Source organism: Candidatus Ruthia magnifica str. Cm (Calyptogena magnifica), assembly GCF_000015105.1.
GTDB classification, from domain to species: Bacteria; Pseudomonadota; Gammaproteobacteria; order PS1; family Pseudothioglobaceae; genus Ruthia; species Ruthia magnifica.
Window position 1 is genome coordinate 882,292 of the sequence record NC_008610.1, and the last position, 24,657, is coordinate 906,948.

28 protein-coding genes, 1 tRNA gene and 1 pseudogene are annotated in these 24,657 nt (G+C 33.1%); 13 read left to right on the forward strand and 17 right to left on the reverse strand.

The window, feature by feature from the left end:
- Positions 1–25 precede the first annotated feature (25 nt).
- Positions 26–364 (reverse strand): histidine triad nucleotide-binding protein, encoded by a 339-nt coding sequence (locus RMAG_RS04075; RefSeq protein WP_011738167.1) that lies wholly within the window; start codon positions 362–364, stop codon positions 26–28.
- A 435-nt stretch (positions 365–799) separates the two neighbouring features.
- On the opposite strand from RMAG_RS04075, the gene RMAG_RS06175 reads away from it, so the two are divergent.
- Positions 800–973 (forward strand): hypothetical protein, encoded by a 174-nt coding sequence (locus RMAG_RS06175; RefSeq protein ID WP_187145677.1) that lies wholly within the window; start codon positions 800–802, stop codon positions 971–973.
- 37 nt (positions 974–1,010) lie between these two features.
- On the opposite strand, the gene RMAG_RS04080 is transcribed toward RMAG_RS06175, so the two are convergent.
- Complete coding sequence (locus tag RMAG_RS04080; RefSeq protein ID WP_011738168.1) at positions 1,011–2,141, reverse strand: NAD(P)/FAD-dependent oxidoreductase; 1,131 nt, start codon at positions 2,139–2,141, stop codon at positions 1,011–1,013.
- Positions 2,142–2,678: 537 nt separating this feature from the next.
- On the opposite strand from RMAG_RS04080, the gene RMAG_RS04090 reads away from it, so the two are divergent.
- On the forward strand, positions 2,679–3,260 hold the full coding sequence (locus RMAG_RS04090; protein WP_011738169.1) for a malonic semialdehyde reductase: 582 nt from the start codon (positions 2,679–2,681) through the stop codon (positions 3,258–3,260).
- 425 nt (positions 3,261–3,685) lie between these two features.
- On the opposite strand, the gene RMAG_RS04095 is transcribed toward RMAG_RS04090, so the two are convergent.
- The 7 genes and pseudogenes from RMAG_RS04095 to kdsA form a co-directional block, all read right to left on the reverse strand.
- A complete protein-coding gene (locus RMAG_RS04095; protein ID WP_011738170.1) occupies positions 3,686–4,396 on the reverse strand; it encodes an MBL fold metallo-hydrolase in 711 nt (236 codons plus the stop codon).
- A pseudogene (locus RMAG_RS04100) lies at positions 4,393–4,692 on the reverse strand (YciI family protein). The gene RMAG_RS04095 and the pseudogene RMAG_RS04100 overlap by 4 nt, the downstream one beginning before the upstream one ends.
- Before the next feature lie 552 nt (positions 4,693–5,244).
- On the reverse strand, positions 5,245–5,988 hold the full coding sequence (gene dapB, locus RMAG_RS04105; protein ID WP_011738171.1) for a 4-hydroxy-tetrahydrodipicolinate reductase: 744 nt from the start codon (positions 5,986–5,988) through the stop codon (positions 5,245–5,247).
- Positions 5,989–7,327: 1,339 nt separating this feature from the next.
- Positions 7,328–7,660 (reverse strand): hypothetical protein, encoded by a 333-nt coding sequence (locus tag RMAG_RS04110; RefSeq protein WP_024792101.1) that lies wholly within the window; start codon positions 7,658–7,660, stop codon positions 7,328–7,330.
- 162 nt (positions 7,661–7,822) lie between these two features.
- On the reverse strand, positions 7,823–8,002 hold the full coding sequence (locus tag RMAG_RS04115) for a hypothetical protein (protein WP_024792100.1): 180 nt from the start codon (positions 8,000–8,002) through the stop codon (positions 7,823–7,825).
- A gap of 311 nt (positions 8,003–8,313) precedes the next feature.
- Positions 8,314–8,457: a hypothetical protein gene (locus RMAG_RS05870; protein WP_157834484.1), complete on the reverse strand. Its 144-nt coding sequence runs from the start codon at positions 8,455–8,457 to the stop codon at positions 8,314–8,316.
- 283 nt (positions 8,458–8,740) lie between these two features.
- Positions 8,741–9,574, reverse strand: a complete 834-nt coding sequence (kdsA, locus tag RMAG_RS04120; RefSeq protein WP_011738173.1) for a 3-deoxy-8-phosphooctulonate synthase — start codon at positions 9,572–9,574, stop codon at positions 8,741–8,743.
- 68 nt (positions 9,575–9,642) lie between these two features.
- On the opposite strand from kdsA, the gene trpC reads away from it, so the two are divergent.
- From trpC to RMAG_RS04165, 9 genes are all read left to right on the forward strand, one after another.
- Positions 9,643–10,440, forward strand: a complete 798-nt coding sequence (gene trpC, locus RMAG_RS04125) for an indole-3-glycerol phosphate synthase TrpC (protein WP_011738174.1) — start codon at positions 9,643–9,645, stop codon at positions 10,438–10,440.
- Complete coding sequence (locus RMAG_RS04130; protein WP_011738175.1) at positions 10,437–10,847, forward strand: OsmC family protein; 411 nt, start codon at positions 10,437–10,439, stop codon at positions 10,845–10,847. Before trpC ends, RMAG_RS04130 begins: the two co-directional genes overlap by 4 nt.
- On the forward strand, positions 10,840–11,061 hold the full coding sequence (locus RMAG_RS04135; protein ID WP_024792099.1) for a hypothetical protein: 222 nt from the start codon (positions 10,840–10,842) through the stop codon (positions 11,059–11,061). The genes RMAG_RS04130 and RMAG_RS04135 overlap by 8 nt, the downstream gene beginning before the upstream one ends.
- Positions 11,062–11,382: 321 nt before the next feature.
- Positions 11,383–11,474: transfer RNA gene (locus tag RMAG_RS04140), tRNA-Ser, on the forward strand.
- 17 nt (positions 11,475–11,491) lie between these two features.
- Positions 11,492–12,274 (forward strand): thiazole synthase, encoded by a 783-nt coding sequence (locus RMAG_RS04145; RefSeq protein WP_011738176.1) that lies wholly within the window; start codon positions 11,492–11,494, stop codon positions 12,272–12,274.
- A gap of 332 nt (positions 12,275–12,606) precedes the next feature.
- Positions 12,607–13,746, forward strand: a complete 1,140-nt coding sequence (locus tag RMAG_RS04150) for an aminotransferase class I/II-fold pyridoxal phosphate-dependent enzyme (RefSeq protein WP_011738177.1) — start codon at positions 12,607–12,609, stop codon at positions 13,744–13,746.
- Positions 13,733–14,470 (forward strand): alpha/beta fold hydrolase, encoded by a 738-nt coding sequence (locus tag RMAG_RS04155; RefSeq protein ID WP_011738178.1) that lies wholly within the window; start codon positions 13,733–13,735, stop codon positions 14,468–14,470. The genes RMAG_RS04150 and RMAG_RS04155 overlap by 14 nt, the downstream gene beginning before the upstream one ends.
- A gap of 14 nt (positions 14,471–14,484) precedes the next feature.
- Positions 14,485–14,976, forward strand: a complete 492-nt coding sequence (gene purE, locus RMAG_RS04160; RefSeq protein ID WP_011738179.1) for a 5-(carboxyamino)imidazole ribonucleotide mutase — start codon at positions 14,485–14,487, stop codon at positions 14,974–14,976.
- The gene (locus tag RMAG_RS04165; protein WP_011738180.1) at positions 14,973–16,064 is read left to right on the forward strand and encodes a 5-(carboxyamino)imidazole ribonucleotide synthase; all 1,092 of its coding nucleotides are present in this window, start codon (positions 14,973–14,975) and stop codon (positions 16,062–16,064) included. Before purE ends, RMAG_RS04165 begins: the two co-directional genes overlap by 4 nt.
- A gap of 3 nt (positions 16,065–16,067) precedes the next feature.
- On the opposite strand, the gene RMAG_RS04170 is transcribed toward RMAG_RS04165, so the two are convergent.
- The 6 genes from RMAG_RS04170 to RMAG_RS05875 form a co-directional block, all read right to left on the reverse strand.
- The gene (locus RMAG_RS04170; RefSeq protein WP_011738181.1) at positions 16,068–16,442 is read right to left on the reverse strand and encodes a glutaredoxin family protein; all 375 of its coding nucleotides are present in this window, start codon (positions 16,440–16,442) and stop codon (positions 16,068–16,070) included.
- Positions 16,439–17,272: a bifunctional methylenetetrahydrofolate dehydrogenase/methenyltetrahydrofolate cyclohydrolase FolD gene (gene folD, locus RMAG_RS04175; RefSeq protein WP_011738182.1), complete on the reverse strand. Its 834-nt coding sequence runs from the start codon at positions 17,270–17,272 to the stop codon at positions 16,439–16,441. The genes RMAG_RS04170 and folD overlap by 4 nt, the downstream gene beginning before the upstream one ends.
- Positions 17,273–17,275: 3 nt before the next feature.
- Positions 17,276–18,010: a 3-deoxy-manno-octulosonate cytidylyltransferase gene (gene kdsB / locus RMAG_RS04180; RefSeq protein WP_011738183.1), complete on the reverse strand. Its 735-nt coding sequence runs from the start codon at positions 18,008–18,010 to the stop codon at positions 17,276–17,278.
- Positions 18,010–18,189 (reverse strand): Trm112 family protein, encoded by a 180-nt coding sequence (locus RMAG_RS04185; protein WP_011738184.1) that lies wholly within the window; start codon positions 18,187–18,189, stop codon positions 18,010–18,012. The genes kdsB and RMAG_RS04185 overlap by 1 nt, the downstream gene beginning before the upstream one ends.
- Positions 18,186–19,133: a tetraacyldisaccharide 4'-kinase gene (lpxK, locus tag RMAG_RS04190; protein ID WP_011738185.1), complete on the reverse strand. Its 948-nt coding sequence runs from the start codon at positions 19,131–19,133 to the stop codon at positions 18,186–18,188. Before lpxK ends, RMAG_RS04185 begins: the two co-directional genes overlap by 4 nt.
- A gap of 254 nt (positions 19,134–19,387) precedes the next feature.
- Entirely contained in the window at positions 19,388–19,537 is a 150-nt protein-coding gene (locus RMAG_RS05875; protein WP_157834483.1) for a hypothetical protein, read from the reverse strand.
- Between the two features lie 71 nt (positions 19,538–19,608).
- Between RMAG_RS05875 and RMAG_RS04195 the strand changes: the two genes are divergently transcribed.
- Both RMAG_RS04195 and RMAG_RS04200 read left to right on the forward strand, forming a co-directional pair.
- Positions 19,609–20,844, forward strand: coding sequence for a lipoprotein-releasing ABC transporter permease subunit (locus RMAG_RS04195; RefSeq protein WP_011738186.1), 1,236 nt, complete (start codon positions 19,609–19,611; stop codon positions 20,842–20,844).
- On the forward strand, positions 20,837–21,517 hold the full coding sequence (locus tag RMAG_RS04200; protein WP_011738187.1) for an ABC transporter ATP-binding protein: 681 nt from the start codon (positions 20,837–20,839) through the stop codon (positions 21,515–21,517). The genes RMAG_RS04195 and RMAG_RS04200 overlap by 8 nt, the downstream gene beginning before the upstream one ends.
- Positions 21,518–23,150: 1,633 nt before the next feature.
- On the opposite strand, the gene panD is transcribed toward RMAG_RS04200, so the two are convergent.
- On the reverse strand, positions 23,151–23,510 hold the full coding sequence (gene panD / locus RMAG_RS04205) for an aspartate 1-decarboxylase (protein ID WP_011738188.1): 360 nt from the start codon (positions 23,508–23,510) through the stop codon (positions 23,151–23,153).
- 9 nt (positions 23,511–23,519) lie between these two features.
- Positions 23,520–24,650, reverse strand: a complete 1,131-nt coding sequence (locus RMAG_RS04210) for a sodium ion-translocating decarboxylase subunit beta (protein WP_011738189.1) — start codon at positions 24,648–24,650, stop codon at positions 23,520–23,522.
- Positions 24,651–24,657: the final 7 nt, after the last annotated feature.

A 24,657-nucleotide genomic window follows, 5' to 3' on the forward strand; every position in this document is an offset into this window, starting at 1 on the left:
AAATATCTTTTTTAAAAGATGCTTATCATCCTGGTGGCCAGGTCAATGCTCGTCCACCTAAACAATGAAGATGAATATGGTAAACCGTTTGTCCACCTTGTTCATTACAATTCATCACCACGCGATAACCCCCATCAGAAAAACCTAACTCTTTAGCAATACAACTTGCTGTTAGTATTAATTTTCCTAATAATTTCGCATCATCAGTATCATTTAAAGTTTTAATGTGTATTTTTGGAATAACTAAAAAATGATGGGGCGCTTGTAGATTAATATCATAAAAAGCAAGAACATTTTCATCTTCATAAATTTTATTGACTGGAATGTCACCATTAATCATTTTACAAAATAAACAATCATTCATACAATTACGCCATAAAAAACAAAGAGATATCCTATTTTATCCTCATTTAATAAATACACAAACCGCTTTTCTTATCAATTTATATTAATATAAATTAGTTAAATTAAATACTTTAAAATATATTTTTTAATAAAAATGTATAAAACACAAGATATGTCAAAAAAGCCGACAAACAAAGAGATTAAAAACACCACTTGCCATATGTATGCTTGTCTCTAAACCACACTTTAGACAAGAGTGTGGTTTGCGCTAAGGGTCTTCGCATTATTAAATAATATTCGCCTACTCTACTTGTTTAACCAAGCCACTTAAAAGAAAAAATGGCGCGTAACGTGGTGAGTCACAATTTGAAGCAATTGAATGGAATGAGGCTTTTGAAATTATGGGAAAACATCTACCCAATAGACCCTAAAAAATTCGCTTTATTTACAGATCGTGACCAAATATAAGCAAGGACTGTTTATCAAACAATATGGCACACCAAACTATGCTGCTCATAGTGGGTTTTATTCAGTTAATATGATGGTTGACATAATTTACACCATTAGTGGTTCGTTTTTTAAGTTTAGTAATTCAGACTTGGAAAGAATGACGGTAAGTTTATTTTAATCAAACAAGTGTTATAGGCTATCTATTGTCAAACGGTTTAGTTTCTATATTGACGTAAATACCACCAACCAAAAATCTGTTTGGCATAATGCATCAAACGACAATTTGGTAACATTAATCCGCCTTTTAGTGTACGTGATATGTACATACCTTTATTATTCGAATCAATAATACACATTAATTCAATCTTAAAAGTATGACTAGGGGAGTTATTATTCAGAACCTCCAACACATTTTTAGCAGCAGCAGTAGCTTGTAAATCCGCCATGTGTGCTTGCTTTGGCATCCACTCTGGCCCTGAAAAAGAACCTGAATCACCTGCTACAAATACCCTATCACCACCTTGAACTTGGCAAAACTTATCTGCTTTAAGTAGACCACCTTCACTACGCTCAAGCTCGGTATTATCAAACCACTCATTGCCTGTCATTCCTGGCATAAACAAAATCAAATCTGTGGCAAACTCACTGCCTTCAGTGATAACTTTATCAACCTCAAAAGCCTTCATCTTGTGTCCAAGATACGTTTTGATTTTACGCTTTTTCATCTCATTTAATAAACTCTTAACTGCCCTTTCACCCAAGCGAGCCCCTGGCTTTTTTGTAGAAGTAAAAAAAATTAAATTAAACTTATCGCGTCGACCTTCTTGCCGTAATTGCGTATCCAGACCAAACAAAAACTCAAACATCGGACCACCACGCATAGCACTTAGCTCCTTGGGGTTGCTAGCAAAACCAATGGCAATATTACCACTATCCATAGCCTGGATTTTATCACGTATTTGCTCAACAGCACTCAGTCCTTCACACGGCGTAATAACGTGCTCAATACCAGGCAACTTCTTAAGAAACTGCCCACCTGAGGCAATAATAAGCGCATCATTCTCATAGTCATCTGTTGAGGTAATCACAGTTCTAGCATGGTTTGACAAACCTGTGACTTCACTAGCAATATGGCGAACATTCATACGTTTAAAAAAACGTTCAAGTGAAATAACAATGTCTTTTTTACTAACTATATCTGATGGTATCCAAATCAAACTTGGCATATAAATCAACTCTGCTTTGGGTGATATTAAAGTAATTTGTACGTGTTTGTCGTTTTTTCTAAGAGTTCTAACAGCCGTTAATCCTGCAAAGCCTGACCCAATAATGATAATTTTTTTCATCCTTGAAAAATCTCCAATGTTTAAGTTGTGTTTGTTTCCATGTTGGCAATACTGTAAAAATGCATCATCATTTGTGGCCACTGTTCTCTGACTTCAAACAGATTGGTAAAATTTACGTGATGCACTTTATCTTGCTATTTAATCGGACAATACACAACCAAACCTAGAATCACGTGAAATAAACTCATCAACCTTGACAATATTCCCATCAATTTCTTTTGATAAAGCATTCCAATCATTCATTGAATCTTGATTGTTTAACCGAAATCACATAATTATTCATTTTATCCTCTTATTTATTATGACAAAAATGACCATTGGCTCTTTCACGCTTTTTACAATTATATAGACTTTCACTAGTTTCATCAGCAATTGAGACAATTTCATCTTGAACGGAACTAAACGTACTATCTTGTTCATATTTAAATTTTATGCCCATCTTTATTAAATAGTTTTTGAATTTGTTCGAAAGTTTGACATCAAAATATATATAATCTAACATATTATTTTTTATAATTAATAGTTGAGGGTATTTTAATGCTTAATAAGGATGCACTAGATACTTTATTTAGCCATGCGAGAAGTCACAATGGCTGGTTGAAGCAAGACATATCTGAGATTCAAATTCATCAAATTTATGAACTAATGAAATTTGCTCCGACTGCAGCTAACAATTGCCCTGCGCGCATTACTTTTGTTAAATCAAATAGTGCAAAACAACGTTTAAGATCACATCTTGATGAAAGCAATATTGATAAAAGTATGAATGCACCAGCCATTGCTATTATTAGCTATGACACAGAATTTTATGAAAAATTGCCGTTTTTATTTCCCCATACTGATGCCAAAAGTTGGTACCAAGATAAGCCTGAAAAAATAAAACTAGCAGGGGAGATGAACGCCACTTTACAAGGTGCTTATTTCATCATGGCAAGCCGTGCTGTGGGGCTAGATTGCGGCCCAATGGGTGGCTTTAACAACGAAACTTTGGATGATGAGTTTTCCCCAAATGGAAAAACCAAATCTATTTTTTTATGTGGCATTGGCTATGGCGACCACAATAAAATCTTTCCAAGACTACCACGTTTAAGCTTTAATACAACATGTAAAATTATTTAACCATTTTTGTTTTATACGCAAATCTTCGGTAATAAACTATATTTCTTACAAAAAAATCGGTAATTTTTTAGGAGTAATGATTTGCCTTCAACCTCAAATGATATTCTAGTTATTTCAGCAATGCCGTAATTATAGTTTCCAAAAATAATAGATCCGCCGCAGGTCTTGTTATGCTATATCTTCCATACTCATAATCAATGATTGTGTCACTCTTGTTAACTAAAAAGCATAAATATTAAATCTTTTCCTTTTCTTTATACCAATAAAAAATATACCGCCTATCACTGGAATTGAGCTGAATTAACTGTCTCCTGAATTCGATGAGTCTTGAAAGGGTAAATTCACGTTTAATTCTTGGAATTCTAACCACAGCAAATACTTCTTAAACAACGTAATGCCTAGATGCAAATCTAGTGAATAGTTCTTCATAATGTCTTAATCGTAATTTTTGCACCACAAGCTTGATTAGCAAACACTGCAACATGGATTTTTTTAGGAAAATCTAATTTCATTGTATTGACTCGACGAGTAAACTCTTGCTTATTTACATTCGAACCAATCATTTCGTTAAATTGTTTTTCTTCCCAAATTGAACTCACCGTTCTACCACCATAATCATGAGCAGGATAAACTAAAGTTTCATCAGGTAAAGTGAATATTTTTTGAATAGAGTCAAATAATTTTTCCGCCGAACCGCCTTGAAAATCACACCTACCACAACTTCTAATCAACAAGGTATCTCCTGTAAAAATTTGGTTATTTACCACATAAGACATACAACCATCCGTATGTCCAGGAGTTGCCATGGCACTCAAAGTATAATCACCAAATGACAAGGTATCATTATCATTAAGTAAAATATCCGCACATGTAATTATATTGGCTGAACCTAGTACAATTTTAGCCTGCATAAAGTGCTGTTTTAATGAACAAGAACTGGTAATGTGATCAGCATGCACATGCGTTTCAAGAATATATTTAAGTTTCAAATTTAATTCTTCAATCAAATCGATATCACGCTGCTTAGTTTCATCTACTGCATCAATGATAATAGCATCAAAAGTTTGCATATCTGCCAAAAGATACGTATAAGTTGAACTGATTTTTTCAAATAAAGGGCGTAGTAGTAAACTCATAATAACACCTTCTTAAATAGTTTAACAATAACGCTTTCTAAACGCCAAACTCAATATAAGAGTCCATATATTTTCAAATTTTTGCAGCTTCTAAAAAATCAAACTCTGCCACTACTAACGAGCCTATAAAACCTTCTTTACCAAGCTCATTGGTATCAATAGTAGGATGAGGTTCCTTCTAAAATTAAACGCATTTGATCTTTCAAAACTTCTAATCGCTTAATATATTCTGGACGTACTAACATTCTTTTCTCTAGTAAATTCTCAATATCTTGTGAAATAAGAACACACAACATAACTTCTTTAATATCTCCCCCACCAATTACGCTGATTAAGTACCAAAAACACAATACCTAATAACCTAATATATAAGCAACATATCCTTTTGCTCATTCCAAACATCACCTTAAGAGCCTAAAAAACTAAGGCAAGCACACCAAAAACCACAACAATAAAATAATTACTCACCCATTTTTTACATACGTTAACCTCAATCATAGTATAGGAGAAAACATCAATCAAAAATACCCTAAACGATCAAAATTATTTTGTCCCTCAAGAGTAACAAAATCAAAACCTAATGTTAAAAATAAATGATTAACCTCAAACGAATGGCATCAGTTCAAAAGTAAAGTCTCTACCAATAGTGCACTAATAAAAAACAAACTCATTAATACATAAACAAAATTTGAAACTAGAATAAGTAAGTATTAAAACAATCAACACTAGAATATTTTCCGTCCACTAAGTAATTCTATCATAAAGGCTAATTGCTAATATAGTAAATAAAACTATAAAAATTGCCAATAAAACGAGTAGCACTTTATGTGCATGTGGTCACATTTTTTTTAAGCAATCTCCAATACGTCTTTCATTGAATAAACGTAGCCTTTGTCAGAGGGCGTTTTATCCAACCAAATTGCCGCACGAAGCGCCCCAAGTCCAAAGGTCATTCTTGATGAGGCCTTATGAGTAATTTCTACACGCTCACCATGCATAAAAAAATTCACTGTATGCTCACCCGCCACATCACCACCACGGATTGTAGAAAACCCAATTGTATTTTTATCTCTTACCTGTTCAATGCCTTCTCGCCCATAAACAGCGCACGTTTTTAAGTCTCTGCCCAATGTATTAGCAATCACCTCGCCCATCTTTAATGCAGTACCACTAGGAGCATCTATCTTAAAGCGATGATGCATTTCAATAATTTCAATATCGCTATCTTCTCCCACTACTTTTGCCGCCATTTCCAAAAGCTTTAAAGATAAATTAACACCTACGCTCATATTAGCTGAAAACACAATAGGTATATTTTGTGCAAGGGTGATTAATTGATTCAATTCATTATCATTAAAGCCTGTAGTACCAATAACCATTTTCTTACCTGCCTTAGCGCAAATTGATAAATAACCAAGTGTAGCTACTGGAGAAGTGAAGTCAACTAGTATATCAAATTTATCCAAATAATCAATTAAATTATGACCCTGATCAATCTTAACGCCTAACTCAATCTCATCTAATTGCTCAATGGCTTCAATAATCGCTTGACCCATTTTACCATTACTACCTGATACCGCTATTCTTACCATTACCTCATCTTTTATTAAATCAAGTTGTAATTATACAACGTAGAAAATTTCTTATCTATCTTAAATAAAAGCACACTACAGTTGCTTTAATTAGTTATTTTTGGTTAATCCGTAATATTTAAAGGTAATTTCACTACCAACAACAGATGGATATACTCCTTCAATATTTATAAACCCAGAACTAATTTTAACAACCAGTTTTTTTAATTTTGCATTTAATCGAGCCAATTTTATCTTTATATTTACCTTTTACACTCAATATCTCAATGACGATACATCTCTCATTATGATATTTTTTAACCTTTAAAGCACTTGATAAACGCCCAATTTTTATAATGCATTTTAAGATTACGAATCCACAACACACTCGCCCTTATTATCAACCACTTTATCTAAAAAATTACTCAACTATTACTTATATTTATTCGCCATTAATTTCAAAATATGGAAAATTTGTCGTTCAAAACTTTGACGGATTAAATGTTTTCCCATTTCAATTGATTAGTTTTTTCCCATACAAAAACCATCTAATATCATCTAATTTTTCACTCATAACCCAAATAATCATATCAAGATTTTTACCATACGTTTTAAGTAAAAATAAATTAGATTTGTTTGCAAGAGTTAAACAAAGCAAAACTAATAAGAATAACAATTTACTATTCATTTTTTAATTTATTTGCTCAAGAGCTTGTAAAATATAAGGATTGATAATCTCATCAATATGAATTGTGGTAAATAATTGTTATCTTTTTTTGGTGTACAATTTTTAAACGGAGGATTTAACTTTGGCAACAAATTCTTGAAAATTATTTGTTTTTAAAGTGACTAATAAATCCAAAAAACGAGCACTATAATATTTTTCAACTTTAACCTACCACACACCATTAATTTATAACAGTTTTTCTTCATTATTAAATAAAAAATACGTCATTTATGTTAATGCCTTATTGTCAAAGACAATATAAGCTAGTGTACTTACTCGTCTTTGTGCCTGCAATGCTTCTAAAACTTTCTCATCTACCGAATATTCTTGATTTATAATTTGTTTAAATTACTTTAACAAATATCTACCATTTGTTCTTATTTTAAGATTTTTTTGATAATACTGCTCAAGTTTAAAACTTTGAATTCACCCACGATTATGGCATCTATCTCTAGTAAACCGTCGCCAATAATTTTCCACAAAGTTTTATACTGGTGACACTGCCAATACCATATACAGATAAATTTTGATACGCACTGTTAATACTTTTTGATTTTTAGCCTAGTAAAACATCAATAATATGTCCTTACCTAAAACGCTACTCAGTACAATAAACAGTTGATAAAAATATCTTTACTTACTCGCTAATATCGCTACGCTCAACATTAAGGTTAAGGTTAAGGTTAAGACAACTATCACATTAGGTTTGGCATTTGGATATTTCGTCATCAAAATAATGACTGAGTGCTTGATGTCTACAATTTTAAAAAACGCATATTTTTTAATTAAACTAAATTTTTGATAGGCTATATTTCGATAAGACTCATTCTCAATATTAACAATAAAACACCACAGTAAGCCAAAACTTTGCATGGAGTGAAGCAACAGAACCTCACTCTTTAACCAATCTCTACCTGCTCTATTCATTTCTTGATAATAATCCTCCATAGTTTTAGGAATAGACATGTGCGCCACAAAACAAATGTTGCTTTTATCAATTCCTCATGCCAAATGCAATCGTGACAACCATAAAATTAACCTCATCATTCACAAATTCACTAAATACTTAGCAACGCTTTTCAGTTGAAAATCCAGCATAATAGACACACTCCTTTAAATCTTGAGTACTTAAAATGCATTTAATGACTCAGTATTTTTACGTGACAGCGTATAAATAATGCCTTGTTCATATTGATGATTTTGCAAAAAAAATCTAGCATTTGCTGATATTCGTTGCCTTATCGGGGATTGAATGCTAATAAATAAATTATCTCGATAAATTTTGCCACGAATAATATTCGTCGACATGCTTAAACTGCAGTTGATTAATAATATTTTTTTACTTGCGTAGTTACCGTTACCGTAAAGACAATAATGCTCACTTCTGGAAAATGAAATTTTAATAAATCAGATTGATGATAATCTATTCGAAACCCATGCTCCATCCACTCACGCAATGCGTCTTATCAATGACAAAAAATGATCATTTTTCAAGCGTTCAAGCGCAACAAAAACAATTTTTACCACGTCATTTTGTAAATCATTCTACTTTTGTATGATTTGCTCCATATCTTGCATAGACGACATCATAACAGAGCGAATTACTTTTTTCTTCTAAGCTAAATAAAGGTAAAAATAGGACCCCTTCCATCGACAATACTGGCAATTAATTGTAACAACTTATCCAGCACTATTTCTTGCAATGGACAAAACCCATAAAACCCAAAAGTATTTTGTAATATTTGATGCTTACTTTTAAGCATGGATTTCTTTATCTAGGTATTTAAAACAATATCATATAATCTTCAAATAATACCATTTATAAAAAATACAAAAAACGAAAGTTTTTAATATATAGTTCGTACTATGCAAATTGGATATTATTTATTAACTGAAATTAAAAGAATTCAAAACAACAAAAGAATAAATTGATAAAAAACTTTATTAAAGGAATAACACTATCATTAGATCAACAACAATGCAAAAGATTTTTTTAACACCTTAAGAGAAGTAATAGACATTAGTTACATAAATAACTAGATGTTTTTACAAACTATCTTCTAAAAAGCTATTTTTCTTAGTTACATTATCTAATTCCTGCAAGATTTTAAGTAGTTCATCCATTTTATTAATCGGTATAGAATTAGGACCATCACTCTTGGCATTCGTAGGATTTGGGTGGGTTTCCATAAAAATACCACTAATACCAACAGCAACAGCTGCTCTTGCTAAAACTGGCACCATTTCTCGCTGACCACCTGAAGTTGTGCCTTGTCCACCAGGCTGTTGTACTGAATGTGTAGCATCAAACACCACAGGACAATTTGTATTGCGCATACTTACCAAACCACGCATATCAGAAATCAAAGTATTATAGCCAAACGAAGTGCCACGATCACACACAGTAATTTGTTGATTACCTGTAGCATGGGCTTTTTCAACCACATTATTCATATCCCAAGGGGCTTGAAATTGACCTTTTTTTATATTAACAGGTAACCCTTGTTTACAAACATTTTGAATAAAATTAGTTTGGCGTACCAAAAAAGCAGGCGTTTGCATCATATCAACCACACTTGCTACTTCATCAAGTGGTGTGTCTTCATGAACATCGGTTAAAACAGGAACACCAACCTCATCTTTAACTTTTTGCAAAATTCTTAGACCTTGCTCTAGCCCCAAACCTCTAAAACTATTGACACTAGTTCGATTTGCCTTATCATAGGATGACTTATAAATAAAGTTGACACCCAAATTATTGGTGACTTTTGCCAAATAAGTCGCTGTTTCCATTACTAAGGCTTCAGATTCAATAACACAGAGTCCTGCTATTAAAAAAAATGGCTGATCAATACTTACTTCAAAATCTAGTAATTTCATGGCTTAAGTCTTGCTTAAAAATTTAAAGTTTAATTATAAGTTACACAATTCATTTAAAATACTTAATCATGATAAATACCTCTGATATTTTAAAAAAAATTATTGCCAAAAAGCGGCAAGAAATTATACAATGCATAAAAACTATGCCTTTGACAGAGGTTATTGAGCAATCAAAAAACGTACCAAAAACACGTGGTTTTTACCAAGCACTCAAAACTAAAGTAGATGTCAAACAAAATGCTGTCATTGCTGAGATTAAAAAATCCTCCCCTTCAAGAGGAGTTTTACGTAAAGATTTTAATCCAGTTGAAATCGCCAAAAGTTATGAATTAGGGGGCGCCACTTGCTTATCTATTCTTACTGATAAAAAATTTTTTCAAGGTGATAATCAGTATTTAATTAATACAAGAATAGCCGTGTCACTACCAATTTTACGCAAAGAATTTATTATTGATACTTACCAAGTTTATGAAACACGTGTAATGGGTTCAGATTGTATTTTACTCATCGCTGCTTGTTTAACTGACGCACAAATGAATGAGCTTTCATCATTAGCAATCTCTCTAAGTATGGATGTATTAATTGAAGTGCACAATTTAAAAGAACTAAAACGCGCACTCAAACTTAACCTGCCAATGATAGGTATTAATAATCGAAATCTACACACGTTTGAAGTATCTTTACAAACTACAATAGACTTATTAAAAGAAATCAAGGGAGACACTTTGGTCATCACCGAAAGTGGTATTTTAAACGCTGAAAACGTAGCACTAATGAAATCAAACAATATTCATAGTTATCTGGTGGGTGAAGCGTTTATGTGCCAGCCCAATCCAGGACAAACATTACGAGAGATTTTTACATGAAAACAACCATTAAATGGATTGATAACATAATGATGGTTGGAGAGTCAGACAGTGGTCATGCTGTGGTTATGGACGGCCCTGAAAAGTTGGGCGGCAAAAACTTGGGCATTCGTCCCATGGAAATGCTGTTACTTGGCATGGGCGGTTGCATGATCGTTGATGTTATTTCAACCTTAAAAAAAATGCGTGAAAAAGTACAAGATTGCTATGCAGAAATTACCGCTAAACGTGCAGATAAGCACCCAAAAGTATTTACTAAGATTCATATTCATTTTGTTATAAAAGGAAACCTAAATGAACAAAAAGTAGCTAAAGCAGTCAGTTTATCTACAGATAAATATTGTTCTGCTTCCATCATGCTAGGGAAAACTGCCATCGTTACACACAATTTTGAAATTCATGAATAATACTTGGGGTTGGTTTGGTACAGTTACCGGTATTACAGGCGGCTTATTAGTAGCACTTAACTTTGAATGGTCTAAATTTGGTTATTTTTTTTTTATGGCATCAGCCATCAACTGGATCATTCAAGGTTCTAAAAATAATGACAACTCTCTAGTATTGCTTAATACAGTCTTTGTTTTCGTTAATATATTGGGAATTTATCATTGGTTTTTCTAAAATTATTATTCATTTTAGTCTTTAGTTTTAATCACAGTTTGATGCAAACAACAAACATTACCAAAAAATCAAAGCACTAGATAGTAAGATACTTAACCTCATAAAAATTAGTTATAACGAGCAATGGAACAAGTCAGAATAAGCTATTTTCAATATAAAAATAAAGCTCAAAGCATTTATAGAAGAAAAAGTCAAATTTAAATGCGACTCAGACTTAACACCCAACCCAAAGTACGCTACCGAAAAATCAATCTAAAATACCAGCATGGTTTCTAAAACTCGGTATTTAAATTTTAACAACTTAGCGTATAATGTCTCCCCGGAGGGTTGGCCGAGTGGCTGAAGGCGCGCCCCTGCTAAGGGCGTATAGGGTTTATCCCCTATCGAGGGTTCAAATCCCTCACTTTCCGCCATTATTAAAAACTTAATTATGATGATTGACACACCACTAGTAATTGCGAGAAAAACTTACCACTCTCGCTTACTGGTCGGTTCAGGAAAATACAAAAATTTAACACAAACAAAACTAGCTACTGAAGCCGCTCAGGCTGATATTATTACCGTTTCCATTCGTCGAACCAACATTGGTCAGAACAAGAATGAGCCAAATTTGCTAGACGTTATTAGCCCCGATAAGTACACCATTTTACCCAATACTGCAGGTTGTTACAACGCCAAGGATGCTGTACGAACCTGTCAATTAGCACGTGAACTTTTGGGTGGACATAATTTGGTTAAATTAGAAGTATTAGGTGATGAAAAAACACTCTATCCTAATATTGTTGAAACCTTATCCGCTGCACAAATATTGTTCGATGATGGTTTTGATATCATGGTTTATACCAGTGATGACCCAATCGTTACCAAAGAATTGGAAAATATTGGCTGTGTAGCAGTAATGCCACTTGCCTCACTTATTGGCTCAGGTCAAGGCATTATCAACCCAACAAATATCAAACTCATCAAAGAACACGCAAATGTACCAGTATTAGTTGATGCAGGCATTGGTTGTGCCTCAGATGCCACTAAGGCCATGGAATTAGGCTGCGATGGTGTACTAATGAATTCAGCCATTGCCAATGCAAATAACCCAATCTTAATGGCAAGTGCCATGAAATATGCCGTCATTGCAGGACGTAAATCTTTCATTGCAGGCAGAATGATGAAAAAGGCTTACGCATCAGCCTCTTCCCCAATGGAAGATTTAATTTAAGTTGTTCAACAATTTAGAACAAGAACAACAAACTAGCAAAAATAAAACACCTTAATTAATTTATGTTACATTATTTTTATAATAAAAATAGAACTCTTATTGTATCTGACAAATTCAGAACTTAATCTAAAAAAATTTCTTATTTAAATAGTTTTTTATTACGTTCACGTTTAATATTTTTTTTAAGCTCGTATTTAATGGATTTTCAAGCACTCTAGGTTTTTATTTTTTATAATGTGAAAAAGCTGAATATTTTTTTCATAGTGTCTAGATAATTAAGAGATTAGTCATATCGTGTTATACAGTTACTTTACAAACTATAAAATAGGTTCATGAATTTTTCACAAAAATTATCAAACCTTAAACAGAGTCATCTTTATCGCTCAAGAAAAATATCTAAAAATACACAAAATACTCAGATGACTATCAATGGAAAACCGTTGATAAATTTTTGTTCAAATGATTATCTGTCGCTTGCTAGCCATCCACAAGTTAAAGAAGCCTTCAAACAAGGAGTTGATAAATTTGGCGTTGGTTCTGGTTCATCGCACTTAATCAGCGGACATACACCGGCGCATCATGCATTAGAAGAAGCATTAGCTGATTATACGGGACAAAAAAAAGCTTTGTTATTTTCAACGGGTTATATGGCGAATATTGGGATATTTTCTGCGCTTAAAGATGAACTTGATTGGGTCTTACAAGATAAACTTAATCACGCTTCACTCATTGATGCTAATCATTTAATTGGCTTGCCGCTTCAGCGCTATTTGCATAATAATGTTGAATCATTAAAGAAAAAAATAGGTAAGCAAACTGAACTAGCACCACACAGCATTACTTTTGGAGGGCAAGGATTGGTTGTAACTGATAACATATTTAGTATGGATGGTGATCAGGCTAATATTAAAAGCATTGAAAAAATTGTAAAAAAATATAACGCGCTTTTGATACAGGATGATGCGCATGGATTTGGTATATTTGAGCCAATCATTCCAAAAAATTCGATTTATATGGCAACACTAGGTAAGGCTGCAGGCACAATGGGGGCGTTTGTAGCTGGTGATGAGGATTTGATTGATTTTTTAATCCAAAAATCACGACCATATATTTACACAACAGCAATTGCACCCGCCTTATGCGTTGCTACGCTAAAAAGTTTGGAACTGATTAAACATGGCGATCAAAATACTAAATTATTAGCCAATATTCGTTATTTTAAGAGTTTTTCTAAAACGTTAAATTTACCCATTACAAATTCTAATAGTGCTATTCAGCCATTCATTATGGGTAGTAGTAAAAAGGCAATTCATATTTCAAAAAAATTGATAAATGTAGGCTTTTATGTCAGTGCCATTCGTCCACCAACTGTACCAAAAAACACAGCACGTTTAAGAATAACACTAAGTGCCCGCCATACACAAAGTCAAATTAAACAACTACTTACCCAACTTAAATATGCTATACAGTAACACACAAGGTTTTGGAGTTGATTTAGTATTGCTTCATGGTTGGGGGTTTAATTCAGAACTATTTAACACTTTGGTTGATAATTATAAAAATCAATACCGCATCACCATTATTGATTTACCTGGGCATGGTAGAAGTGCTAATATTGATGGTGGGATCAATGAATGGTGTAATGAAATTATCAAAATTTTGCCAAAAAATTCTATTTTATTAGGTTGGTCATTAGGTGGATTACTTGCCATAAAGATTGCCAGTAAGATAACTCTTTCAAAGCTTATTCTTGTTGCATCAACGCCTAATTTTATCCAAACAGACTTTTGGGAATTTGGTATATATTTGAATAATTTTGAGAAATTTTCAAACACCCTGAAACTAAATCTATCTAAAGCTTTAAAACGTTTTATTAGTTTACAAACTAAAGACAAGTTAAAACTTAAAGAGCTAAATAAAGCTATTGAGCAATACCCAGTAACAACACAAGCACTTAATCAAGGCTTGGAAATCTTATTCAATACAGATCTAAATAATCAATTTAAAAAACTATCTATACCAATAGAAGTGGTGCTGGGCAAATATGACACCTTAGTACCCGTTAAAATTAGCCATTGGTATCATCAAAATAACATCAAAACATTGATATTAAACACTGGGCATTTGCCTTTTTTACATCAAGATTTTGTCCTACCCTCAATGCTTGAAGTTAAGTATAATCCCAACAATACTTAACTTTTTGGAAGCTTATGAGTGCACTAGTAGGTGTTATTATGGGTTCAAAATCAGATTGGCCAACCATGAAAAATGCAGTGAATATACTCAAAAAACTTGGTGTATCACATGAAGTTAAGGTGATTTCTGCACATCGTACGCCTGACTTGATGTTTAACTATGCATCTAGTGCGCTTGAGCGCGGACTTAAAGTAATTATTGCAGGTGCTGGCGGTGCGGCACATTTACCGGGCATGGTTGCAGCAAAAACCATTGTGCCAGTGTTGGGCGTGCCTATTCAATCATGCGCACTCAGTGGTCAAGACTCTTTGCTATCCATTGCTCAAATGCCTAGTGGTATTCCTGTTGGTACATTAGCTATTGGTGAGTCAGGTGCTAAAAATGCAGGTATTTTAGCGGCGCAAATCATTGCAAATTATGATGACACTATTAAGACAAAAATACTTACTTTTAGAACTCAACAAACACAAGAAATTTTAGACCATCCAAATCCATCAATAAAATGAAAATAGGCATATTAGGCGCAGGGCAGCTAGGTAGAATGCTTGCACTTAGTGGCTATTCACTAAATCATCAATTTGGATTTTCTGGTAACACCACTTATGAACCTGCCGCATTACTTGGATATATGTTTGCCAAAAAGAACAACCATAAAAATATTAACTCCTTAGTAGAATTTGCTGATGTTATTACTTTTGAGAGTGAAAACATTGATGTTGGCATTGTTAAAAAAATTAACAAAAAAGTACCTGTTTATCCCAATGAGAAATCCCTATTTATTACGCAACATCGTGGTCGAGAAAAGGCTTTATTTAATCAGCTAAACATTCCTTGCGCGTCCTATCAAATGATAAACTCTGAAGCAGATTTACAAATGGTAGTTAAAACAATTGGTTTGCCCGCAATCTTAAAAACTGCGACCGAAGGGTATGATGGCAAGGGTCAATTTTTCATCTATAAAACTAGTCAAATTACTAAAGCTTGGAAAAGTATGAATGGAGCTGAATCAATTCTAGAAGGGTTCGTAAATTTCAAACGTGAGCTTTCTTTAATTGCTGTGCGTGATGCGAACAATAACCACAAATACTATCCACTAGTTGAAAATACACATCATGAGGGTATTTTAAGACTAACCATTGCACCTGCTCAAAATATTGACAAAAAAGTTCAAAAAACAGCGCAACATTATATGCAAACTTTGCTTGATGAAATGAATTACATTGGTGTCCTAACCATTGAACTGTTTGAAACTGAAAATGGCTTGGTGATTAATGAAATGGCACCACGGGTACATAACTCTGGACATTGGAGTATTGAAGGAGCTAACACCTCACAATTTGAAAATCATATCCGCGCTATTACCGGTATGCCCCTTGGTGATACTACACAAACATATCCATTTTGTGCAATGATTAATATTATTGGCCAACTTGGAGATATTGATAACGTGCTTGAAATGCCAAATGCACATCTACATTTATATGATAAATCTGAGCGTAAAAACCGAAAACTTGGTCATATCAATATAACCGCTAATTCTAAAACTAAGTTAAAGAATAGCATTGCAGAGTTAAAAGACTTTTTACCTAAATAAATATTAGCCAAAATGTTTATTTAGGTAAGCACTAATATCATTAGATTCAAACATCCACTGCACTTCATCACCCTTAATAATCTTTAAGCAAGGCACTTGAACCTTACCTGTTTCTCGTTGCATTTCATCTCGGAATTCGCTGCCAATAGTTTGTGCATTACGCGTAACAATGTTTAGATTCAATCGTCTAATCATTCGACGAGTTTTGACACAAAACGGACAACCAAAAAACTGATACAATTCAATATTAATAGTTTGTTCATCTGCTTTTTTTTGTTGTGTACTAGTACGCTTAACCTTACTAGTCGGAATCAACCAACTAATAAAAGCAATAATAGCACCTAAGCCATTTCTAAGTCCTTTTAATAAAAATTTCATATTTTTCCCTCATATGCGATTAATGTATTTTCTAATAATGCAGCAATGGTCATTGGTCCAACACCACCTGGTACTGGAGTAATCCAGCTAGCAACCTGCATAACAGACTCAAAATCAACATCTCCAACCAATTGATTATTATCCAATCGATTAATCCCAGCGTCAATCACAATAGAGCCTGGTTTTATCCAGTCTTTTTGAATCATCTGAGCAATACCAACTGCAACGACAACAATATCTGCTTGTTTTAATTTGTTAGAAAGATTTTTAGTCTTGCTATTACAAATAGTAACCGTTGCTTGAGCATTTAACAACTCACACGCCATTGGACGACCAACAATATTAGACGCACCCACCACCACACAATTTTTACCCACTAAATTCACTCCAATCATTTCAAATATCATCATCACGCCCTTAGACGTACATGGGCGTAAAAAAGGTTTATTTTGCATCAATTTACCAATATTTTCACTATGAAAACCATCTATATCCTTTTTAGGTGAGATTGCTTCAATCACTAAATTGGCATCTAAATGCTTTGGAAGGGGTAATTGCACTAAAATGCCATCAATTTTATCACTATTATTCAAACACTCAATTTCAGATAATAATTCTGCTTGAGTGGTATTGATAGGTTTGTTAATTTTTTTTGAATAAAAACCCACTTCTTTACAAGCATTATCTTTATTACGAACATAAACTTCTGAGGCCTCATCATCACCAACTAAAATAACTGCTAGTCCTGGTTTTCTATCAAGCGCATCAACTTTTAATTTAATATTTGCTCGTAAATTCTGTGCAATTTGTTTGCCGTCAATAATATTCATAATTCAGTTCAACTCTTTTCTTACCTTGTCTAAATCACATTGTATATCAACACCATGCCCAATACCATCACAAGCTGGCGCCACATGAATATCAAACCCTTCATTAAGTACCGTTAATTGTTCTAATTTTTCAACTTGCTCATATGAAGACTTGCTCATGGTTAAGTATTGTTTGATAAACCATGCTCGATAGGCATATATACCAACGTGTTTAAAGCACAACTTTAAATCAAAATCCTTTGCTTCTCTAAAAAAAGGAATGGCAGCACGTGAAAAATATAAAGCTTTGCCAGCTTTATTAAAAACTACCTTAACACAGTTAGGATCAAGATATTGTTCCTTATTAGTAATTTGTTCACACAAAGTTGCTATTTGCATAGAACTGGTTGCTAAGTTATTAGCTACTTGGTCAATTACACTTGGGTTTAACATTGGCTCATCACCTTGTACATTAACAATAATTTCATCATTATCAATGTCTAACACTTCCAATACTTGTGCAATTCTTGATGTGCCAGAAGTATGGTGTTCGTCAGTCATACAAGTTAAAGCGCCAAAATCATTGGCAACTGTTTCAATGCGCTTGTCATCGGTTGCAATAATTACACGATTTGCACCACTATTAATTGCATTTTCATAGGTTAATTGAATTAAAGGTTTACCATGAACATCTTTAAGTAGTTTAGCTGGTAATCTACTTGATGCATATCTAGCAGGGATAATAACGGAAAAATCCATTACTTTTTATTAGTACCTTGCTCTAATTGACACGCCTCTTCAACTAGCAAAATTGGAATGCCATCTTCAATTGGATAGGCCAAGCCACTTACTTCACAAATAAGCTCATTACCTACTTGTTTAAGTGGAGCTTTACTTTTAGGACATACTAATAATTTTAATAAAGCTTCGTCAATCATAATTTAGCGTCTAGTTTTTTTAAAAAATCATCACTCAAATCAGCCTCAACTTGCAGGTACCACATTTGATCGTTTTCGAATTGAGTACATTTTACACAATCCTTAGCAGTCATAAGAATTGGATGATTGTCTTCAAATACTAAATCACTTTGTTGATAAATATAATGGTCAGCAAATATATGATGCTCTAAATTAATACCCAATCTGATTAATGCATTAAAGAAACGTTCAGGATGGCCAATGCCAGCAACACCATGACAATATTTACCTTTAAAATAATTCAGTGATTTTTCCTCACCTGTTTTAACATTAACAAACATTTTTAATGTCAATTTAACGCTAAACTCACCTGCACACAAACCAGCATTATTTATCACAAAATCAACACTTTTAAGGCGAGTAATTGACTCTCTTAAAGGGCCTAATGGCAAGAAAAATCCATTGCCAAAACGCTTAATACCGTCAATAACAACAATTTCTACATCTCTATCCATTTTGTAATGTTGTAAACCATCATCACTGATGATTAAATCAACTTGGCATTGGTTGATTAAATCCTTAACTGCTTTCGCCCTATTCTTATTAATCATCACTGGTAAATCTGTTTGCAAGGCAATCAGTAACGGCTCATCGCCTGATAAATAGACGTTGGTGTCCTTATTTACCAATAAACTACCTTGATGATGCGCACCACCATAACCACGTGATACTATACCCACTTGCTTACCTTGTTGTTTAAAATACTGCGCCAATGCAATAACGATTGGTGTTTTCCCTGTGCCACCTACTGTAATATTACCTACCACAATCACAGGATATTTAAATTTTTGAACTTTAAAAAAATTAACTCGATAAAGCCATTTTCTAAACACTGATACTAAATAAAAAATACCCGATATTGGCAATAGCGAATAATTAATAATACCTCGAATGTTTAAATTCATTGTTGTCTAATACTCGTTTTGAGCTTGATATTTTTTCTCAGTGAATTTCAATACCTCTGTAGCAACAGACAATATCAAAATTGAGATAATCATAATGAGTAAATTAAACTTATCATTCGTCATTAAAAATTTCATATCAATTACTAAGAAACGAGTAATATTCGTAATGACAATAAATATCACTGATATTTATGGATTTTAAAATAAATACCCGTCATTTACACCTAGCTCTAAATAAACAAAATTAAAATATCTTAAAGTAATGCAAAGCCAGACTCATGCTGCATAATAATAAAATATTCATGAATGGCTGACCGAATAATTATTGCACCTACCACAGACAACCCTACAATATGGAATATTTCAATAAGAATATCACCCAGTTTTTTAATTTTATCTTCCATTGTTGGACTAATTATACATCTCTTTTATTTAGTCATTTATAAAATACTAATTATGACAAAATATCACCCTAATGAGTATCGAATTTACAATTTCTAATCAATATTTATGTTCTAGTCGGAAAAAAGGTTTTGTATCCTTTATTTCTGGGGTTTCTATGGTAGGTTTGATTTTATCTATCGTTACCTTGATTACAGTGCTATCTGTCATGAATGGGTTTCACAAAGAACTTAGAGATAGAGTGTTAAATGCTATTTCTCATTCGTATATTACTCAATACAATAATTTAATTAATAATTGGCAAGATTTACAAGCCAAAATCAACCAACATCCTAATATTATTAGCACCTCGCCCTATATTGAAAAATATGCTTTACTCAGTGCAAAAAATGGCACCCAAGGTATCAGTGTACGAGGTATTAAGCCTGATTTGGAGAAAAAAACTTCTATTTTGTTAAATAGAATTAAGTCTGGTAATGCTAACTTGCTTAAATCAGACATTTTAATTGGCGCAGGACTGGCAGCGCAATTAGGCGTGATTATTAATGATAAAATTACACTACTAACACCTAAATTATCTTCTAATATTATAGGCATTCAATCCAGGTTTAAACGCTTTACCATTAGTGGTATTTTTGATGCTGGCATTAGCGAATATGACAATAATTTAGTATTTATTAGCTTAGAACAAGCTCAAAAGTTGTACTCTATGAAAGGCCAAGTCTCTGGCATTCGACTCAAGGTTGATGATCTATTTAATGCTAAGAAAATCACTCAAGAGGTTGTTGCTAGCTTACAAAGCAATCAATATTATGGCATTGATTGGACTGAACAAAAGGCCAACTTTATTAAAGCGCTTAATCTTGAAAAACAGATGATCGGCATTATATTATCGCTCATTATTGTAATGGCTGTTTTTAATATTGTTTCTATGATAGTTATGATGGTGGCTGATAAAAAAGCCGACATTGCTATTTTAAGAACTCTTGGCATGACACCCAATCGTATTGTAAAAATTTTTTTTTACCAAGGTCTGACAATTGGCCTAATTGGTATTACCATTGGTAGCATTTTAGGTATCTTACTATCACTTAATATTGAAATGGTTGTTAGTGGTATTGAGTCCATTTTAGGTTTTCAGTTCTTTCCAAAAGATGTATTTTATATTACTCGATTTCCTTCTGAAATACACATGATAGACATCGAAAAAGTTGCCTTTGGCAGTTTTATTTTAGTCATAATTGCTTCTATTTATTCAGCAAAACGTGCAGGAAAAATTGATATTGTCAAGACATTAAATTATGAATAAAATTATTGAGTGTAATAATCTTAGTTACAGTTACTTTGATGGAAAGAAAGAAATACCCGTACTTAACAACCTCAGCTTAAGCATTAAGAAAGGTGAATCAATTGTAATCTTAGGACAATCAGGCTGTGGTAAATCTACTTTACTTAATCTCTTAGCTGGTATCGATAAACCCACTCAAGGAGAAGTACTCATAAATGGCAACAATATAGGCTTATTAAATGAAAATGATACCACGTTATTACGTGGCAAATATTTAGGTTTTGTGTATCAATTTCATCACCTATTGAATGACTTTAGCGTACTTGATAACGTTGCAATTCCTGAACGAATACAAGGGAAAAATCAGCAATCCGCCCAAACTAATGCCAAAAAAATACTCTCAAGGATTGGGCTTGAACATCTTCTTAAGCGCTTACCAAGTGAGCTTTCTGGTGGTGAGCGCCAACGCGTTGCTATCGCAAGAGCTTTAATTACAAATCCTGGTTGTATTTTGGCAGATGAACCCACTGGAAATTTGGACGTTAAAAACGCTCATGAAGTGCTCAATTTAATGCTAACACTTAATCACGCCCAAAACTGTGCGCTAATTATTGTCACTCATGATGAAAAAATAGTTGCAAAAATGGACAAAGCATTTGTCTTAAATCATGGGGTATTAATCCCTCTAATCTAGACATAAAAATATGCAAACACATCAATTATAAATGAGTTATTCACTTGAAGAAGAACATATTGTTTTTCCTATTGGTAGCAAGCACAGATAAAGAAATTTGTTTATTTCACACTCCTCGATTGATTAATGATTTTGGGACAATTCTTATTTCAGTTATACTGACACGACAATCTAAGCTAACATGCAAAGAATACTAAAAATACCAAAAGTTAAAAAAATCAACCAAGAAATATAACACCAACAAATTATTGAAAAAAATGATTATATCACGTTTTTTAATAAGGGGAAAGCCTCCAGTTAGGAAAACACTCATGTTAATAACAAAAATAAGCATTAACACAAATGATGATATGACTTTGATTGTTTTTTCAAGAGCTTTATGATAAAAATATCAATCTAAACCTCAACTAAAAATTGATGCACAATTTATACGAGCTCATTACTAAAGTATTACCTAACATAAATTGAGGGTTTGTTGTATTAATAAGCCAAAGGCTTTATTATATTTTGTAAAATAATTTTTTCATTTTAAGCGTTAATGTGTGTGCCAATTGTTCTATTTTTTAGGTACTTGTTGACTTTAATATTAATAACATATTCATTGTTATTTTTATCCGGTAATAAATAAGAGTTTTAGCCAATATAGATAAAGAAGCAACGATTTTAAGAATAATAGTCTGAAAGCCAAAAAATGATACTTCTAATCTTTTGTTCTTTAGATGCTATAAAAAATAAAAACACCTTACTCTTGATTAAGCACCTGTGCCAATTGAAAAAACTAATTTTAAACTTCTTAATATAAGGAATGTCTAGATATTACAAAGTTTTCAACCTAAATTGATGCAAGTTTGGAGCTTGATTCCCTGCACAAGCCTTAACGCCACTCTGTTTAAGTGCATAAAGGCCACGTCATCATTCTTACCCATATATATTAATGCAAATACAACACCATTATCGGTTAATTGACACACGGTAATTATGGAATTAATTCTATAACTCTGTTTTTTAATTAATTATATTAGCAGCAATATTGAAAACTATTTTAATAGTTGTTGATTATCTATTTTTAAATTATATGTCAGCGAAAAATAGATATGAAAAACCATTCACTAGGAATCACATATTTAGGCAATCTAGGTTCAAGACAAGTATTATAACTGTACCCAGAATTGTAATCACTTGTTTGTATAAAAGCAACTAAACGAATGATTCGTTCATTGTGTTCTAGTAGCAAGTCTTTACATTTAAAATATCTATTAATTGTCCAATAACACCTAAATCAATGCTATGTATCTTGATACTCGATAAAAATCGCTTTACCGTCCCACTGATAAAATATATCTCCAGTAGCATACAATGTACACTTTTTAATAGTAAAACTATCACGAAATACTCTGCCCACTAACTTCTATTGGTCCGTAAGTATTAAATAATTGTAGATTAGGAAAATGAGAAAGCAATAAGTAAGTAATATACTTCACCATACAACGCTTTTTAGAGGTAACTAATATCAATAGGAACAAAAGAAATTTCAAGTATTAAGCTAAAATAATAAGAGAATAAACTAGACTTGACGAAATCAGTGCATCATCCCCGCCTAGTTTTTTAAGAACCAAACTTTAAATGATTTCTTTCATGAACTTATCTTAGTCAAAATATTTTGATCATTAACATAACACAACCTAGGCGTATAACTTTCAAGTTCTTTTTCAGAGTAAACGCCATACGCAGCAATAATTAACATATCACCTACATTTACCTTATGTGCAGCAGCACCATTAACAGAAATAACACCAGAATTATCCTTACCGCGAATTGTGTAAGTCGTAAAACGATTACCATTGTTAATATTGTAAATTTGAATTTGTTCAAATGCACCAATATCTGCTGCATCTAGCAATACACCATCAATTTCACAAGAACCCTCATAGTCCAACTCAACTGCAGTTGTTATTACTTTATGCAATTTAGCACTCAAAAAGGTTCTTTTCATGAAAATAAACTAGCCTAAAAACTGGATCATAATACCTGCTGCAATCGCTGAACCAATCACACCAGCAACATTAGGACCCATTGCATGCATTAATAAAAAGTTATGTGGATTATCCTCTAAACCCACCTTATTAGAAACACGAGCCGCCATAGGCACTGCAGAAACACCCGCAGAACCAATCAAAGGGTTGATTTTATTTTTACTAAATATATTCATAAGTTTTGCCATTAATAACCCGCAAGCCGTGCCAATAGCAAAAGCCACCATGCCTAAAAGCAAAATGCCCAAAGTATCTAATTGTAAGAATTTATCCGCCATCAGTTTTGAACCCACTGCCAAGCCTAAGAAAATAGTCACAATATTAATCAAAGCATTCTGTATTGTATCGCTCAAACGGTCAACCACGCCAGACTCTTTCATTAAATTGCCAAAGGCAAACATGCCCAGTAGTGGCGCTGCATCAGGCAATAATAAAGCCACTAGCATTAACAACATAATAGGAAAAATAATTTTTTCAGATTTTGACACTTTACGCAATTGCACCATCTCAATTTGACGTTCTTTTTTAGTTGTTAGGGCGCGCATAATTGGCGGTTGAATAAGTGGTACTAACGCCATGTAAGAATAAGAGGCAACCGCAATTGCACCTAACAAATCAGGTGCAAGTTTCGAAGCAACATAAATACTGGTTGGGCCATCAGCGCCACCAATAATGCCAATAGCAGCAGCGTCAGTCAAGCTAAAATCAAAAATACCTATTACTGTTAAACCAATAGCACCCAATAAAGTCGCAAAAATACCAAATTGAGCTGCTGCACCAAGTAGTAATGTTTTAGGGTTGGCTAATAATGGAGCAAAATCAGTCAATGCACCCACACCCATAAAAATAATCAATGGAAATGCGCCAGACTCAATACCTACCACATAGAATACATGCAAAATACCATTGCCTTCGGCAATACCTGCATCTGGAATATTAGCCAAAATCGCACCAAAGCCAATAGGCAATAATAACAATGGTTCAAAATTTTTAATAATTGCTAAATACAAAAGTAGCATTCCAACTAATAACATTAAGCCCTGTCCCCAAGACATTTGATAAAGACCTGTATTAATCCAAAATGTGTTTAATTGTTCCATGCTAAGA